Raw genomic sequence first — 14,749 nt, forward strand, 5'->3', positions numbered from 1 at the left:
CCGCACGGAACCACCAAGATCCACCCGCCATACGAGAGCACCCCGGCCCACCCACAGGCCGGGGCGCTCAACCGCCGTTCGAGGGAGGCGTCAGCGCTTCGACCATCGACGTGGCGAGCCTCCCGGCCTCATCCCGAGCGAGGCGACGTCCCAGTGGGCGGAGAAGGGGTGTGGTGGCGGACGGTGGCGCGGACCTGGTCGCGGAACCACCGATGGCCGCGATCGGATGAATGGCGCGGGTGCCAGGCCATGCCGATGTCGATGGGCGGTGTCGCGACAGGGATCGGGAAGGTGCGCAGTCCGAGGGCGGCGAGCGCGTCGGGGAGCCATCCATCGAGGGTGAGGCAGACCAGATCACCGGTGCGGGCCATCATCAGGGCGGCGGTATGGCTGGGGACGACGGCCGCGGTGCGCCGGCGCAGCCCCTGCTGGGCGAGCGCGGTGTCGATGGGCCCGTGGCGCTTGCCCTGCCGGGAGATGCCGATGTGATCGGCCGCGGCGAACCGGCGGGCGTCGATGGGGCCGGCGAACAGGGGGTGGTCGGCTCGGGCGACGGCGACCAGGGGGACGGACGTCAGGGCCTCGGTGCAGGTTTCGGGGTCCAGGTGGTTCAGGACGCCGAGTTCGAGGTCGACCGCGCCCTGCCGCAGAGCGGGGGTCCCCTCGATCGACTCCGAGAGGAAGGCCAGTACGGCTCGGGGCGCCTGGGCGCGGACGCGCTCGGTCAGCGGGGCGGCCAGGTTGGCCAGCAGGAGGTCGCTCACCTGGGCGGTGAACGTCCGGTCCAGGTCGGGGAGGCCGGGGCCGGGCGCCGGAGCGAGAACGGCTTCGGCGTGTTCGAGGAGCGAGCGGACTTCCTCCCGCAGGCGCACCGCGCGGGGGGTGGGGACCATCTGCTGGCCGGCGCGGACCAGCAGCGGATCACCGACGGTGCGGCGCAGCCGTCCGAGGGCACGGCTGACCGCGGCCGGGGAGGTGCCGAGCCGCTCGGCGGCACGGGTGACGCTGTTCTCCTGGAGGAGGGCGTCCAGGGTCTTCAGCAGGTTGAGGTCCATGACACCCCTGATCGAATTGCATTTGGTGAAACTATCCCTTGCTTATCTTTGCATTGTGCGACATGTCAGCGGTGGTCAGACTCCAAGCATCCGCACGTTACGAACACTGGAGCGACCATGACGCAGTCCGTCCGCGCAGGCAGGGAGAGCGACCTGCTGGCGGTGGTGAGCCAGAGCAGCGCCACCGTCTCCTTCTTCGACGCCGCCAACGACACCTACATCGGCGGTGTGGACGTCCTCGCCGAACCCCACGAGCTCTGCTTCGACGCCCGGCGGCGGCTCCTGTGGTGCGCCAGCACCTATCACTCGGGCTACTACCACGCGAACTCCGGCAGGCGCAGCGAGCTCACCGTCATCGACCCTGACACGCGCCGGGTCGTCGAGGTCGTCGACCTGGCGCCGGAGCACGGGCCGCACGGCCTCGCACTGGACGCCGAGCGCGGCCTGCTGTACGTGAGCGTCGAAGGATCCGCCGAAAGGCCCGGCGGCGTGGTGGTCGTCGACGCCGGCACGCGACGTCCGATCGGGCGGATCGACACCGACGCGCCGGGGCCGCACTGGTTCGTCATCAGCCCGGACGGGACCGCGGGCTACGCCAGCAACAAGGAGGCGCCGTTCGTATCGGTCGTCGACCTGGAGAAGGGGACGCTCACCGCCAAGGTCGAGGTCCCCGGCAGCGAAGGGCTGGCCGTGTCGCCGGACGGGACGCGGGTGTTCGTCGCCGCGCCCTACGGATCGTTCGCCGCGGGCGCCGAGCCGCCCTCCCCCGGGATCCGCGTCATCGACGCCGCGGCCGCCGCGGTGACCGATGTGCTGCCGGTCGACGACGTCGTGTTCCCCGTCCACGTCACGTCGACCGGCAAGGTGCTGGCCGGGGAGCTGCGGATGGCCACCGACCCCGGGAGCCGGCTCGGCCGCCAGTCCCCCGGTCGGCTGACGGTGTTCTCGGCCGTCTCCGGCGACCGGCTCGGGCAGGCGGAGGTCGGCCGGTTCCCGCTCACGATCACCTCCTCACCGGACGGCGCGCTCGGATACGTCGCCTGCGTCACCTCCTCGACGGTCGACATCATCGACCTGGAGTCGATGCAGCGACTCAACCGGCTCGACATCGTCAGGCGAGGCGAACCCGGCGCGCACGGCCTGGCCTACATCCCCGGGGCACGCTGACCTGCGGCCGCCCTCACCGGCCCGACGTCTTCGCTCTGAGGCCGTCCAGCATCACGCGCGTGACGGCGTCGTCCTCCCGGGCTCCGGGACGGCAGACGGCGGTACTGAGGATCTCGACGGCCTCCACCGGGCTGATGTCGTCGCGCATCGAGCCCTCCCCCTGCACATCCTGCATCAGCTCCCGCAGGAGGCCGTCGACCTCGTTCTGCAAGGCGAGCCGCTCCTGCGGCATCGAATCGCCATCCGCGACGGCCTTGATGAGCGCGAACGGCTGACCGGCACAGAAGGCGACGACCCGGGTCAGCACCTCCCAGCGCGGAACCTCCTGCTCGCGAAGCTTCCGTATCTCCACTCCGAGACACCGGAGCGAACTGGTCGCGATCTCCTCGACGAGAGCTCGCCGGTCCGGAAAGTGCCGGTAGAGGGTGCCCACGCCGAGGTCCGCCGCCCGCGCGATCTCCTCCATGCTGACGCCCGGCCCCCGCTCGACGAACAGCCCGAGGGCACAGGAAACGATCCGCTCGCGGTTGCGCTTCGCGTCGGCCCGCACGGGTCCTCCTCCCGAGGTAACCGGAACAGGAGATTCAGGTTATCCTGCACAACCAGAACCGGAAGATCCGATTCACCTTTGGAGCGGCTCATGCGCATCGGACTGTTCACCATCGCCGGAATGGCCCCCCTGGACGACCTCGTCACGCAGGTCCGCCAAGCGAGGGACGCCGGTCTCGACAGCGCCTTCTTCGGGCACGCGGGTTCCTGGGACGCCCTCCTGACCGCCGCGGTCGCCGGACGCGAGGTCCCCGGCATCGAGGTGGGCACCGCCATCGTCCCGACCTACCCGCGCCACCCCCTCGCACTGGCGAGCCAGGCGCTCACCGCCCAGGCCATGACGGGCGGCCGCTTCACCCTCGGCATCGGCCCGAGCCACCCGCAGGTCATCGAAGGCGCGCACGGCATCTCCTACGAACGCCCGGCGCGGCACGTCCGCGAGTACCTGTCGGCCCTGCGCCCGCTGCTGCGCGGCGAGGACGTCGACTACCACGGCGAGACACTGACCGCGGTCGGCAAACTGGACGCGCCAGGCGCGACCCCGCCGCCGGTTCTGGTGTCGGCGTTGGGCCCGGCCATGCTGCGGATCGCGGGCGAACTGGCCGACGGAACAGTGACGACCTGGGTGGGCGCCGACGCGATAGCCGACCACATCGTCCCGTCCATCACCCAGGCCGCCGAAGCCGCGGGACGCCCCGCACCGCGCGTGCTGGCAGGCGTCATCGTCGCCGTCACCACCGACCCCGACGCCGTCCGCAGCGACCTGGCCGATCAACTGGGCGCCGCATCGGACTTCCCCGCCTACCGGGCGGTCCTCGACCGCCAGGGCCTGTCCGGCGTCCACGAGACGGTCATAGCCGGCGACGAGACAACGGTCGCCCGCCAGCTGCGCCGCTTCGCCGACGCAGGCGTGACCGACCTACTGATCAGCCCCCGCGGCGACCTGGCCGACCTCCTCCCCCTCACCGCCTCCCTACGCTGACCAGGTCGAGGCAGCGCCGCGCGCTCAGTGCCCGCGGAAGCGCTCATACGCGATGCTCCCCAGAGCACCGACGGCCAGGGCGCCCCCACCGATCAAGCTGAAGGCACCGACCCCCGCTGCTCCGGTCATGAGCTCGACGGCCCCCATCAGCGCAAGTGCCGCAGCGGAGCCGCCGAATGCCATCGCCGCACGGTAGTTCGGGGAGGACGAATGATGTTCCCTCTGCGGCATCACCACAGGTGACTCCCGTCCGTCCGGAATGCATCGTCGGAGTCCGGAACCTGAATATGGTTACAAGATCGCCATTACGCCTCCCCGAATGCAGTGCGGCTCTCCAGTCCGTCAAGCCCGTCGATGAGGCCTATTCACTGGCGACGATCCCGAAGTCCTGCAAGGCGGCCGACAGAGTCGACGTGTTGGTCACCTGGAAGTGACGAACCCCTCCTCGGCCCCCGCCTGCAGAACCCAACGGCGAGCAGGCAACGTCCCCTCGCAGCCGACCACGGTCCCGTCTCAGAAGACGTCGGCAAGGAGCCCGCCGCAGAGAGCGTCCCTCCCGCGCCGGGTGGGATGGCGGCCTGAGCTGGGGTATGTCCAGGAGGACAGGGAAATCTACCGGGAGCATTTCGAACACGATCCCGGGGCCGCAACCAGCAGACCATCTGAACACGATCTAAAGCCACAACCGAGAGCCGGGGAGCGGAGCTCCTCCCTACCGGGGGTTCGTGGGACGCCCACGGGCTGGCACGACGGGCCCCGGCGAAGGCGAGCAAAGCTCGCCGAGCAGGGAACCCGCCTCAAGCTCCCGCGATTGGACTCGAAGCATTCCGGACAAGATCGCCTCCAGCTCACTCCCCCGACGACCACGGCGGCGACCGTCCAAGACCGTCCAGAGCCGTCTAGACGATCACACCACGGTTGTCACTCAGTTGGTCACTCGCCCGTACGTCGCCCGTACGTCGCCCAGCACACACAACCATGTGACCGCAGGCGGCCAGCGGTGGAGGCACACAACCAAATCGGGCGGCGCCAGTGTTGGGCGCTACGCTAAGTTACCAGTGGATCCGAGGTAAGCGGGAGCATCAGAGTGAGTTCACAGGGCCTAGATATCGCGGCTGGCATTGACCTGGCTCGCCAGGAAATGTATGGCGACTGGTTTCGGGACCCTTGGGGGTGGCCTGAGCTAACAGCCATCAACCCTGAGGATGTCGATGCAGAAGAAGATCTGGCGATCAGAAAAACGCGCAATAGAGAATTTCATCTTTCAAATCAGCCACACTTTCACCTTATTGAAGTCCCAAAGACTCGCCTAGGTGTCCGCCCAGCCGTAGTACAAGACCCACAAAGCAGACTGGCATATCTTTCAGCGGTTCATGCGGGCCTGAACGGGTTTCATAGCGATCTGCCGAGCTGGGTATACGGCTGGCGCATGAGAGAGCCGGGCACAGTTGCAGCAGGCAACGCCGAATGGAAATCATACGTTGAGGATCTACCCAAGAGCGACGACCAAGAGAATTTTGGTCTACTAACCGACATCACCTCCTTTTTTGCCTCGATACGTCCGGAGAGAATCCAACAGATCGTCTATAGCAAAATGGGAAAGGTGACGGCCGCACACATAATTATGGATGTGATACGCGCCCATGATTCCCTTTCAACAAGAAGCGGGCTGCCGCAACGGAGCTTCGCGTCTGCTGTACTTGCCCACACTGTAATGCAGCCACTTGATGACTCGCTTGCAGCCGCCCTCGAAAACGGCGGAAGTATCGTCCGAGCACGTCGATGGATGGACGATATTAGCGCGGAGGGGGAAGAAGGTGCACTCTTCTCCCTCTTGATTGATCTGCAAGAACGCGCGAGGCTAACCGGCCTTGAAATCAACGCATCGAAGACTCATCTGTTGCCCGCGAGCGAGACTGCAACCATGTTGCGCCTGGAGGATCTGAAAAAGATCAAGGTTCCAGTTCAGTTCGTTTTCGGCGCATACGACTCCGAGCCACGCCCTGAACCGGATCTCGACATCCTACGCCACCTTGAGGGCGCGATACTGAGCGAACCGAGATCAGTGCCTAGGACTCTCGCAAAAGCAGTGCTGGTATCTCTAGCCGAGAACCGGGAATTCACTAGATGTGCCGAATGGCTGGCTGCCGCCAAATACCTACCACATGTCGCGGATAACCTCGGGCGATTCATCCGCGCAGCCGTAGATGAGTTTGGCCACCAGTCACTTGATGTGGACAACTGGTTTTGCGAACTTCAGGCATCCAAGTTTGGACGACTTGCTTGGGTTTCGTCGCAATACAGTCTGATCTTCGATACAGAAGGCATGCCGCGAAACGTCTCCGAAGCCCTTAAGGGCTGGTTGCAAAATTCTGAGAACATCCAACAGATTGCAATCGCAATTCAGCGCATATGTACGCAGAATCCTGTTCTTGGGCGCAATTTGATACGTGCTCGGGTCGACAGAACATCGGATCCGATCCTGCTCCGTCTTTATGGTCTGGGATTGCTCATGGCAGGCGATAGCAGGACGTCTGTAGAGGACATCCTCACACGCGACCCACGAAATCATCTTCTAGTTAAGTTCCTTCAACGAAATGCCTGGGCTCCTCCCGCTGTCGTAAAAGACTTTGACGAATCCAGTTCCGTAAATGATTAAACCGTGCAACAGCGTGCACGAGTGCTGAACGCCGGCCAGACGGATCATGCGCCAGGGCGTCACCACCGGCCCCAACGCTTCGCCCCTATGCGGCCCGCTTGTGCGGTTCTCGCCATCGTCCAACGGCGGGTCGCCCTCCTTCAACCGCTCTCCGAGGGATGGTGCTGTGGCCCACCCCACCTGTAACGGTCCGGCAGCACACGGTGAGGATGACGTTCCCTCCCATCCATGCGGAAACTTCGGGTAGCAAGATGTAGCAGAGGTACCGTAGCTCGGCGCCCAACATGATCCAGAGCCGAGGCAGACGCCACCCATGGGGAGGAAGCGTGACGCGAACCCGGCCGGGCACGGCCCAGTGCACTGACGAGGACGTGTTCACACCGGAGAACACCATCACGACACTGGCGCGGGCTTGTCGGGCCGTAGGTCTGGATCCCGAGCGAGCACACCTCATGCGGCTAGGGTCGAACGCCGTCTACCGGGTGAACGCTTCCGTAATTGCGCGAATCTCTCGCAAAGGGACAGACAGCCGCGAATCAGAGCGGGCTATCGCTATTGCCCGCTGGCTGGAATCCGCTGATTACCCCGCTGTCCGAGCTATCGACGTGGAACAGCCTGTCATGGTGGACGGACGTCCGGTGACATTCTGGCTGGCGGTAGCCGACGGCCCGGACGACTGGGCGACCACAGAGGAGATCGCAGACGTCATCCGCAGACTTCACTCACTTGATGCGCCCACCAACCTAGACCTTCCGAGTCTGACACCATTCGACAAAGCAAGCGAGCGGGTCAATCAAAGCGTTGCGTTGAAATCCGATAGCCAAGGGTTCTTGTTGCAACGGCTCAGCGAGCTGCAAGATGAGTGGTCGAAGCTGAATTTCGAGTTGCCCACCGGAATAATCCACGGTGATGCGAGTGTCGGGAACGTGCTCCGAGACCGAAACGGCGTCCCGACCCTGATGGACTTGGATAGCTTCGCTACGGGCCCCAGAGAATGGGACCTAGTACTTACCGCACTCTACTACGAGCACTTTGGCTGGCACACGCGCAGCGAGTATGAAGCATTCGCTAACACTTATGGATTCGACGTCATGATGTGGTCCGGGTACCCCGTCATGCGTGACGTTCGAGAATTCTTGATGGTGACCTGGCTTGCCCAAAAGGCAGATGAGAGCGAAGAGACTGCCGCCGAGGCCGCGAAGAGAATTGAGACTCTCCGGACCGGCGGTAGTAGGCGCGACTGGAAGCCGTGGTAATACTTAGTGGTCCGGCGACGAAGCTATACGCCAGAGACGCGACTCTCTTGCCTGCTCATCGAATGCAGTGACGGTTGAACTCTTGCCGATAGCGGTAAGCCGTTCACAAAACTCCCGCAGGTAACTTACGCAACGAGCCGACCGCAGTTGCTCGCCCGTGTTGAGCGCCTGAAGAGCGACCAGGCATGCGCGCTCCGGCTCACCAGCGTTGAGATGTGAATCCGCAAGCACCATAGTTGCAAAGAAGTCGCTGCGCAGGTAGACGCCATCATCGATGGTTCCCAAGCACTGGTCCGCATACCGTGAGGCGTCTACCGGCCGGCCGAGGTCCCGGAAGCAATGCCCGAACTCGGCCGAGAGTTCCGCGTCATCAAAGTATTGAATCCACTCGGGATCATCCTCTGGCCTACGCCGCTCGAAAGCAGCAACCGCCTCGGAGAGGGCTAGATCGCACGCGCGCGCATCGCCGAGTCGGGCTAGCGCACGTGCTTCCATGGCGAGAAAATGAGCGGACAACGTAGGCGTTGCCAGCCCTTGCGTACCGGTCCTAGCCGCGCGTGCGAGACTAACCGCGTCCTGATAGCGACCGACGAACGTTGCTTGATGGCTCATCGCATCCAAAATGCTCGCCGCAAGTAGACGATCGTCGCCAGCCTGGGCGAGGCCCAGGGCTTGAATGAAATACCGCTGCGCGAGGCTGTGCAGGCCACTGTCGTATGACATCCATGCCGCAAGAAGGGTAGCTTCCGCAACCGCCTTAAACACGGCTTGACGCACTGCATCACTATGCTTGCTCCGCAATAGCCGTTCGCCGTCAGTGGCCAAATACTGCACTAGTGCCTGCCGGGCATGACCGCCCCCAAACCGATTGTCCAGTTGCGAGAACAGATCAGTGGTCACCCGGAAGCGGCTGATGTCAGATTCGCCAATACGCGCGCCGCTGGAGGATATACCCGCGGTAGAAATCTCTGGATTGACGAGCCAGCGGAGAGACGCGTCTCCCCATGCTTTTGGGTCGATCTTGCCCTTTAAGACAAGAGATGATTCTTCGAGGTCGGCGTGCCAAAGTCGGATAATATTCTCGGCGCCGTCGGCTATGTTCTCCGCATACGTCAATCCCAGATCTAGCGACATCGCATCACCGGCTGTCGCCATGCCGAATTCTGTCGGACTTACAGAGCGGCGAAGCTTTCTCCCAAGCGCGGTTGCGATGAATGAAGGCGTCTTACCGCGGGGAGCCATTCCCTCAAGCCAGCGGGCAACGTAGGTGTGATCACACCGTCTCAAGGGTTCGCCAGCTCGCCGCGACTCTTCCAGAACAGCACGTGCGAACGCCTTGTGCGAGTCAAAGCCGGCCTCTGCCATGAGCCTTGCGAGGCGATCGTTCGGGATCTTGGCAGCCATCTCACGCCTCCGAGTGCACATCTGCGCCCCCCTGTGCGCCCTGTTGAGCCCAACGGGGAGAGGCGAAGCTCAGTTGCGTGTCCAAGGCTAACCAGGCAGGCGAACCGCCGTCGATAGTTCGCGCAAAAACTCAATCAATGCGGGGCTTCGTCCGGCGGGAGCCGTTTAAGGAGGTCCCTAGCGATTTGCTCGGCGGTGTCGAGTTCAGCGCGCGCCTCGCCAAGGTGTTCCTGGAGTTTGACCAACTCCGTTCGGAGATCTGCCCGCTCGGATCCGTCACTTGCTGCGGGCGTGCAGACGTAGGCACCGCTGGCTGCCCGAATCTCAACAAGTCCCTCGTTGGCGAGCAGTTGAACCGCGGCCGATGCCGTGTTCACCGCGACGCCGTGCTCTGCCGCCAACTGGCGGTAGGAGGGCAACCGCTCGCCGGCCGCATACCGGCCCGCTCCCTCGATTTCCGTCCGCAGCAAGGCCGCGAGCCGCCGGCTCGGTAGCTGGTCATCATCCCGCTTCGCCACAGGTCACACCCTAACCCCAACTGTCTTGAGACGGAGGGTTGACAGCCCCTCCAGCTCAACCTACTGTGCCAATACAGATGGCCACCGTCTTAATACGGTGACTGGATGGAGGTAGCACCGAATGTTCCCGCAGAAGTCCAGCAGCATCCCGCAGTGGCTCGCCGGCATCGCAGTTGCGATCTTCGCGATCAACAACCCGGAGAAGGCCGCCGAGCTGGTCAACCAGGTGATTCACGCGATCACGACGTTCTCGGGCTCGCTGGGCTGACAAGCGATGGCGACCTACTACCCGCAGCCGGTGGCCCTCGGCGCACAGGCCACCAAGCACGCCGCCGAGGGCCGCCCTATCCCACCGTTCACGACCCGCAAGGAGGACCGCATGTCCGTTGACCCGTCCGCGATGTCGCTGGTGGAACTGGTGACCGAACTGGGGACGCGCGGCGCCTGCCGTCATGACCCGGACCTGCACATGGGACCGGACGCGTTCGAGGACGAGCCGCTCGCCGAGCGTCTGGCCCGCCAAGACGTGGCCCGCGAGGTGTGCGAGGACTGCCCGGTGTGGGCCCTGTGCCTGGACTACGCGCTGCGGATCCGCCCCACGTTCGGCGTGTGGGCGGGCTACCTGCCCCGCGAGCTGGCCGCACTGCGCCGCGAGGTCCGCGCCCTGCCCGCCGCAGACCTGGAAGAGGTGGCCTGAGATGTTCGGCGCTGACCCGACCGTGTTCCCCGCGGTGTTCGCCGCGTTGTACGCCGCTCACGAGGTGGGCGACCACTGGTTGCAGACGCACGGGCAGGCGTGCGGCAAGGGCGCGCCCGGCTGGCGTGGCCGGATTCTGTGCGCCCGGCACGTCGCCACGCTGACCGCCGTCAAGGCCGCTGCCGTCGCCGTGGTGGCGCTGGTGCTGGCGCTGCCGGTCAACTCCTACGCCGCCGCTGCCGCGCTGGTGGTGGACGCGGTCTCGCACTACTGGGCGGACCGGCGCTCCACGCTGCTGGCGCTGGCCGACTGGCTCGGCCGCCACCTGATCCCCGGCAAGGGCGAGTTCGCCCGGCTCGGCGACGGCGCGACCGCCCCGACCGGCACCGGCGCCTACGCCCTGGACCAGTCCTGGCACGTCGGGTGGCTGCTGGCCGCCGCGCTGCTGGCCTCGCTGGGGGTGGCGTGATGACCGCTCTCATCCTCGCTGTGGGCGTGCTCGCCGCGGTGTGCTGGCTGTGTGTCTCTCCGGTTCGGCTGGTCGCCGCTGGTGGGGTGCTGGCGGTCGCGCATCCCGCGCTGACCGTGGCTCTCACCGCCCTGGCCGTCGCGGCTCTGACGGTGGCCGCCGCCGTGTCGGTCTACCGGACGCTGCGCGCCGAGGGCTGGCACCTGGTCACCGTCCAGCGCCCGAACCTTGCGCTGGCGGGAGGTGTGACGGCATGACCCGCCGCCGTAGCTCTGCCCGGTTCTTCGACCCGACCGGCGCCCGATACGGGATCCCCACGTGGCCGTGGCGCATGGCCCCCGAGTACCTGCGCACCCTCCGCCAACTCGCTGCCGAGGGCCTGCGCCCCGGCGGGCAGCCGGTCGCCGGACAGGTGCTGTGGAACTCGCGCCGCTACAACGCGCCCGGCGGGGTGCGCGCCGCCTACCTGTACGACGTGCGCCTGGCGCTGCCCAAGCGCGTCCCGACCGACCGGCAGCGCGAGGCTCTCGGCAAGGCGCTGGCCGCCCGCCGGCACTGCCCGACCTGCCGACGTGACGCCGGATACGTCCTGCCCCGCCACCTCGGCGAGTGCCTGGACTGCGCCGAGGGCGCCGACCTCGGCGAGGCGGAGGTGACCGCGGCATGACCTCGACCACGCCCGCGACCATGCCCGCCCCCGTCTACGCCGCGCCGCGCCGGACGCTGACCGCCGGTCCGGTCAAGCGCTGCCCGACCTGCCGGACGCCCCTGGACGGTGGCCCGGTCCGGTTCCGCTGCCACCCGTGCGGCGTGCCGGTGATGGCCGCCGACCTCGACACCGAATACCACCCCGCCGACGACTCGACCGGCCACCCGAACGGCGACCGCCCCGGCGTCGACTCCGACCCCGTCCGGACCGCCCCTGATGGGAGGTACACCGCATGACCGCCCCACCGTTCCCCGTCTCGGCGAACCTCGGCGCACAGGCCACCACCCCGCACGCCGCCGACCACGCCGCCATCCCGCTCCGACCGCTGACGCCCTCCAACGAGATCCCGACCGAGCCGCCCGCCTCGCTGACGACCACGCCCGACCGCGCCGAGGGCGGCGGGTCGCAGGGGCGTGCGCTCTCCAGCAACGAGTTCACCGCGGTTGCCGTGGTCGCCGCGCTGGTGGGCGTGCTTGGACTGCTGGGGTTCGTCAACAGCTTCGCCGCGGTCGCCGACGCCGCCCGCCCTTCGTTCGGGGGGTTGGCGTGGTCGGTGCCGCTCGGTATCGACCTGGGTATCGGGATCTTCGCCGCGCTCGACATCGTGCTTGCCCGGCTGGACATGCGGGTTCGGTGGCTGCGGTTCATCCCGTGGGCGCTGACCGCCGCCACCGTCTATCTGAACGTGGCCGAGGAGTCGACGGTGTTCGGCCGCATCGCGCACGCGGTGTTGCCGGCACTGTGGGTGTGCGCGGTGGAGATCGCCGCGCACGTGATCCGGATCCGCGCCGGCATCGCCGCCGGAACCCGCATGGACGGGATCCGCGCCTCGCGGTGGATCCTCGCACCCTGGCCCACCATGAAGCTGTGGCGCCGAATGGTGCTGTGGGAGATCCGCTCCTACCCCGACGCCCTGAGCCGTGAGCGCGCCCGCGTCCTCGCCCTCACCGACCTACAGGACACCTACGGCCGGTGGGCGTGGCGCCGTAAGGCACCCCGCCGCATCCGGGCCTTGTACCGTCTCGGCGACCTCGCCCCCGCTGCCGAGACGAGTGCACCGGCCGCCGAGGTGGCCGCTGCCCCGTCCGCCGGACCGGTGGTGGACCGTCCGGCCGTCGCCGAGATGGACCGTCCGGCGCTGGAGTCCGGACCGTCCAGTGCGCCGACTCGTGGACCGTCCGGAGCCCGGTCCGGGACGCGCAAGCGGACAAGCGCACCCAAGGGGGGCGGCGGTCCCGGTGGACGGTCCGCCCGCCCGTCCCGCCGCAAGACCGGCACGGCCACGCCGCCGGACGTGGACAGCCTCATGCCGCTGGGCTGGCGCATCGCCGCCGACCTCGCCGAGACCGGCGAACCCCTGACCCGCAACACCCTGGCCGCCCGGCTGCGGGCCGCCGGACAGACCGCCGGCAACGCCCGCGTCGGCGCCCTACTGGCCCGCCTCAAGACCGAAGCACCCACCGACCCCGCCGACAACCCGGCCGCCGAGGGCACCGCCGCGGCGCCGCCCGCCGAGGGAGAAAACGCATCATGAGCTTCACCAAGGCCATGGGCGAGGTCGTCCGCCTGCCCGTCCAGCACGCTGACACCGCCGACTTCGCGCCCGCCCTCGACACCCCACCCACCGCGCCCGGCGGCACCGGTGCCGGTGTCCCGCCGACCAACCCGCCGCGCCCCATGCCGTTCGGCGACCCCGGCGACCGGGACGGAGACGGGGACGACGGTGAGGCGATCGAGGGCCGCGTGCTGGTGGACCGCCCCGACACGTTCCGGCCGGACGTGCGCGCCCGCCGGATGTCCGGCGAGCGTGCGCAGCGCCGCCCGATCGTCGCGCCGTGGCTGCGCGACGCTACCGAGGCCAAGGCCACCGTGCGGTGGGCGGTCGGCTACGCCGGCCACGTCACCGGCTACCACGCCGCCCGCGTCCCGCTGTACTCGCTGCGCCTGGCCGGACGGTCCCCGCGTGGCCTGTTCCGGGTGGTGGCCGGTACGTGGCGGTGGACGTTCGACATCGAGTCCCGGCCGCTGCGCACACACGCCATCGACCGCCGCAACGATGACGCCTACCTCAAGCTGATGAGCGAGCGCAACGACCGCGTCCGCGCCCGCATGCTCGTCACCGGCGCCGGTCTCGTCGGTGGCGGGCTGGCCGCCATGTCGGTGACCGCCGCCGGCGGCGTCACCCAAACCGCCGTCCTGGCCGCAGTGGTGCTGCTGCTGGGGTGGATCGGGACGCCCACCGACCGGCGCGTCCTGGACACCGCCGTCGTGTCGACCAAGGCGCCCAAGCTCACCTCGGAAATCGTGGTGCGGGCGCTGGCCTCCCTCGGCAACGCCGAGATCAACAAGGCGGTCGGCAAGGGCGGATCCGGGATCACCTTCCCGGCCCCGATCACCCGTGACGGCCCCGGCTGGCGCGCCGAGGTCGACCTCCCATACGGGGTGACGGCGACCGACATCATGGAGCGCCGCGACCGCCTCGCCTCCGGCCTGCGCCGCCCTCTTGGGTGCGTGTGGCCCGAACCGGCGCACGACCAGCACGCCGGGCGGCTGGTGCTGTGGGTCGGTGACCAGGACATGAACCAGGTCAAGTCGACCGCTGGCCCCCTGGCCAAGACCGCGACCCGCGTGGACCTGTTCAAGCCGGTTCCGTTCGGCACCGACCAGCGCGGACGCCCCGTCACCGTGGAACTGATGTACGCCAACGCCCTGATCGGCGCGATGCCCGGCATGGGCAAGACGTTCGCGATGCGCGTGCTGGCCCTGGCCGCCGCCCTCGACCCGACCGCCGATCTGCGCGTCTACGAACTCAAAGGCACCGGCGACCTGTCGGCCCTGGAAAAGGTCGCCCACCAGTACGGATCCGGGCAGGACGACGACACCCTCGCCGAGTGCCTGGCCGCACTGCGCGAACTCCGCAAGGACCTGGAACGGCGCGCCAAGGCGATCCGCAAGCTGCCCAAAGACCTCTGCCCCGAGAACAAGGTCACCCCGGAACTGGCCGCCAAACGGTCGCTGGGCCTGTACCCGTCGGTGTTCATCCTGGACGAATGCCAGAACCTGTTCGCCCACCCCGACTTCGGTGACGAGGCCGCCCGCCTGGCCATCGACATCATCAAACTCGGCCGCGCCCTCGGCGTGATCCTGCTGCTGGCCACCCAGCGCCCCGACAAGGACTCGCTTCCCACCGGTGTCTCGGCCAACGTCGGGCTGCGGTTCTGCCTCAAGGTCATGGGCCAGACCGAGAACGACATGATCCTGGGCACCTCGATGTACAAGAACGG

The 14,749-nt window shown here is 67.3% G+C and carries 16 protein-coding genes; 12 read left to right on the forward strand and 4 right to left on the reverse strand.

Annotated features, from left to right (window positions below; all coding sequences use genetic code 11):
• Positions 1–128: 128 nt before the first annotated feature.
• Positions 129–1,055, reverse strand: coding sequence for a LysR family transcriptional regulator (locus AB0H37_RS29420; protein ID WP_179833630.1), 927 nt, complete (start codon positions 1,053–1,055; stop codon positions 129–131).
• Positions 1,056–1,172: 117 nt separating this feature from the next.
• Here AB0H37_RS29420 and AB0H37_RS29425 point away from each other — a divergent pair, with 117 nt between their 5' ends.
• Positions 1,173–2,222, forward strand: a complete 1,050-nt coding sequence (locus tag AB0H37_RS29425; RefSeq protein WP_360616424.1) for a hypothetical protein — start codon at positions 1,173–1,175, stop codon at positions 2,220–2,222.
• Positions 2,223–2,235: 13 nt separating this feature from the next.
• Here the strand turns inward: AB0H37_RS29425 and AB0H37_RS29430 are convergent, their stop codons facing one another.
• Positions 2,236–2,772 (reverse strand): helix-turn-helix domain-containing protein, encoded by a 537-nt coding sequence (locus tag AB0H37_RS29430; RefSeq protein ID WP_329093533.1) that lies wholly within the window; start codon positions 2,770–2,772, stop codon positions 2,236–2,238.
• 90 nt (positions 2,773–2,862) lie between these two features.
• Here AB0H37_RS29430 and AB0H37_RS29435 point away from each other — a divergent pair, with 90 nt between their 5' ends.
• From AB0H37_RS29435 to AB0H37_RS29445, 3 genes are all read left to right on the forward strand, one after another.
• Entirely contained in the window at positions 2,863–3,753 is an 891-nt protein-coding gene (locus AB0H37_RS29435) for an LLM class F420-dependent oxidoreductase (RefSeq protein ID WP_360616425.1), read from the forward strand.
• 1,087 nt (positions 3,754–4,840) lie between these two features.
• Positions 4,841–6,412, forward strand: a complete 1,572-nt coding sequence (locus tag AB0H37_RS29440) for an RNA-directed DNA polymerase (protein WP_360616426.1) — start codon at positions 4,841–4,843, stop codon at positions 6,410–6,412.
• A gap of 326 nt (positions 6,413–6,738) precedes the next feature.
• The gene (locus tag AB0H37_RS29445; protein WP_360616427.1) at positions 6,739–7,668 is read left to right on the forward strand and encodes an aminoglycoside phosphotransferase family protein; all 930 of its coding nucleotides are present in this window, start codon (positions 6,739–6,741) and stop codon (positions 7,666–7,668) included.
• Positions 7,669–7,671: 3 nt separating this feature from the next.
• Here AB0H37_RS29445 and AB0H37_RS29450 read toward each other — a convergent pair whose 3' ends face one another.
• On the reverse strand, positions 7,672–9,072 hold the full coding sequence (locus AB0H37_RS29450) for a hypothetical protein (RefSeq protein WP_360616428.1): 1,401 nt from the start codon (positions 9,070–9,072) through the stop codon (positions 7,672–7,674).
• A gap of 134 nt (positions 9,073–9,206) precedes the next feature.
• Complete coding sequence (locus AB0H37_RS29455) at positions 9,207–9,590, reverse strand: winged helix-turn-helix domain-containing protein (protein ID WP_360616429.1); 384 nt, start codon at positions 9,588–9,590, stop codon at positions 9,207–9,209.
• Between the two features lie 121 nt (positions 9,591–9,711).
• On the opposite strand from AB0H37_RS29455, the gene AB0H37_RS29460 reads away from it, so the two are divergent.
• The 8 genes from AB0H37_RS29460 to AB0H37_RS29495 all read left to right on the forward strand — a co-directional run.
• Positions 9,712–9,858, forward strand: coding sequence for a hypothetical protein (locus AB0H37_RS29460; RefSeq protein ID WP_360616430.1), 147 nt, complete (start codon positions 9,712–9,714; stop codon positions 9,856–9,858).
• 6 nt (positions 9,859–9,864) lie between these two features.
• Entirely contained in the window at positions 9,865–10,287 is a 423-nt protein-coding gene (locus AB0H37_RS29465; RefSeq protein ID WP_360616431.1) for a WhiB family transcriptional regulator, read from the forward strand.
• A gap of 1 nt (position 10,288) precedes the next feature.
• On the forward strand, positions 10,289–10,756 hold the full coding sequence (locus tag AB0H37_RS29470) for a transcriptional regulator (protein WP_360616432.1): 468 nt from the start codon (positions 10,289–10,291) through the stop codon (positions 10,754–10,756).
• A complete protein-coding gene (locus AB0H37_RS29475) occupies positions 10,756–11,013 on the forward strand; it encodes a hypothetical protein (RefSeq protein WP_360616433.1) in 258 nt (85 codons plus the stop codon). Before AB0H37_RS29470 ends, AB0H37_RS29475 begins: the two co-directional genes overlap by 1 nt.
• A complete protein-coding gene (locus AB0H37_RS29480; protein WP_360616434.1) occupies positions 11,010–11,423 on the forward strand; it encodes an RRQRL motif-containing zinc-binding protein in 414 nt (137 codons plus the stop codon). The genes AB0H37_RS29475 and AB0H37_RS29480 overlap by 4 nt, the downstream gene beginning before the upstream one ends.
• Positions 11,420–11,701 (forward strand): hypothetical protein, encoded by a 282-nt coding sequence (locus AB0H37_RS29485; RefSeq protein ID WP_360616435.1) that lies wholly within the window; start codon positions 11,420–11,422, stop codon positions 11,699–11,701. Before AB0H37_RS29480 ends, AB0H37_RS29485 begins: the two co-directional genes overlap by 4 nt.
• Positions 11,698–12,999, forward strand: coding sequence for a DUF2637 domain-containing protein (locus tag AB0H37_RS29490; RefSeq protein ID WP_360616436.1), 1,302 nt, complete (start codon positions 11,698–11,700; stop codon positions 12,997–12,999). The genes AB0H37_RS29485 and AB0H37_RS29490 overlap by 4 nt, the downstream gene beginning before the upstream one ends.
• Positions 12,996–14,749: cell division protein FtsK (locus AB0H37_RS29495; protein ID WP_360616437.1), on the forward strand; the 1,754-nt coding region annotated here is incomplete at its 3' end. The genes AB0H37_RS29490 and AB0H37_RS29495, both read left to right, overlap by 4 nt.

It is taken from the genome of Actinomadura sp. NPDC023710, assembly GCF_040639875.1.
GTDB classification, from domain to species: Bacteria; Actinomycetota; Actinomycetes; order Streptosporangiales; family Streptosporangiaceae; genus Spirillospora; species Spirillospora citrea.

What these genes read in the sequence shown, in the direction of transcription:
- AB0H37_RS29420 (WP_179833630.1), bottom strand. Translation starts at nt 1,055, where the DNA reads ATGGACCTCAACCTGCTGAAGACCCTGGACGCCCTCCTCCAGGAGAAC.
- AB0H37_RS29425 (WP_360616424.1), top strand. Translation starts at nt 1,173, where the DNA reads ATGACGCAGTCCGTCCGCGCAGGCAGGGAGAGCGACCTGCTGGCGGTG.
- AB0H37_RS29435 (WP_360616425.1), top strand. Translation starts at nt 2,863, where the DNA reads ATGCGCATCGGACTGTTCACCATCGCCGGAATGGCCCCCCTGGACGAC.
- AB0H37_RS29450 (WP_360616428.1), bottom strand. Translation starts at nt 9,072, where the DNA reads ATGGCTGCCAAGATCCCGAACGATCGCCTCGCAAGGCTCATGGCAGAG.
- AB0H37_RS29460 (WP_360616430.1), top strand. Translation starts at nt 9,712, where the DNA reads ATGTTCCCGCAGAAGTCCAGCAGCATCCCGCAGTGGCTCGCCGGCATC.
- AB0H37_RS29465 (WP_360616431.1), top strand. Translation starts at nt 9,865, where the DNA reads ATGGCGACCTACTACCCGCAGCCGGTGGCCCTCGGCGCACAGGCCACC.
- AB0H37_RS29470 (WP_360616432.1), top strand. Translation starts at nt 10,289, where the DNA reads ATGTTCGGCGCTGACCCGACCGTGTTCCCCGCGGTGTTCGCCGCGTTG.
- AB0H37_RS29475 (WP_360616433.1), top strand. Translation starts at nt 10,756, where the DNA reads ATGACCGCTCTCATCCTCGCTGTGGGCGTGCTCGCCGCGGTGTGCTGG.
- AB0H37_RS29480 (WP_360616434.1), top strand. Translation starts at nt 11,010, where the DNA reads ATGACCCGCCGCCGTAGCTCTGCCCGGTTCTTCGACCCGACCGGCGCC.
- AB0H37_RS29485 (WP_360616435.1), top strand. Translation starts at nt 11,420, where the DNA reads ATGACCTCGACCACGCCCGCGACCATGCCCGCCCCCGTCTACGCCGCG.
- AB0H37_RS29490 (WP_360616436.1), top strand. Translation starts at nt 11,698, where the DNA reads ATGACCGCCCCACCGTTCCCCGTCTCGGCGAACCTCGGCGCACAGGCC.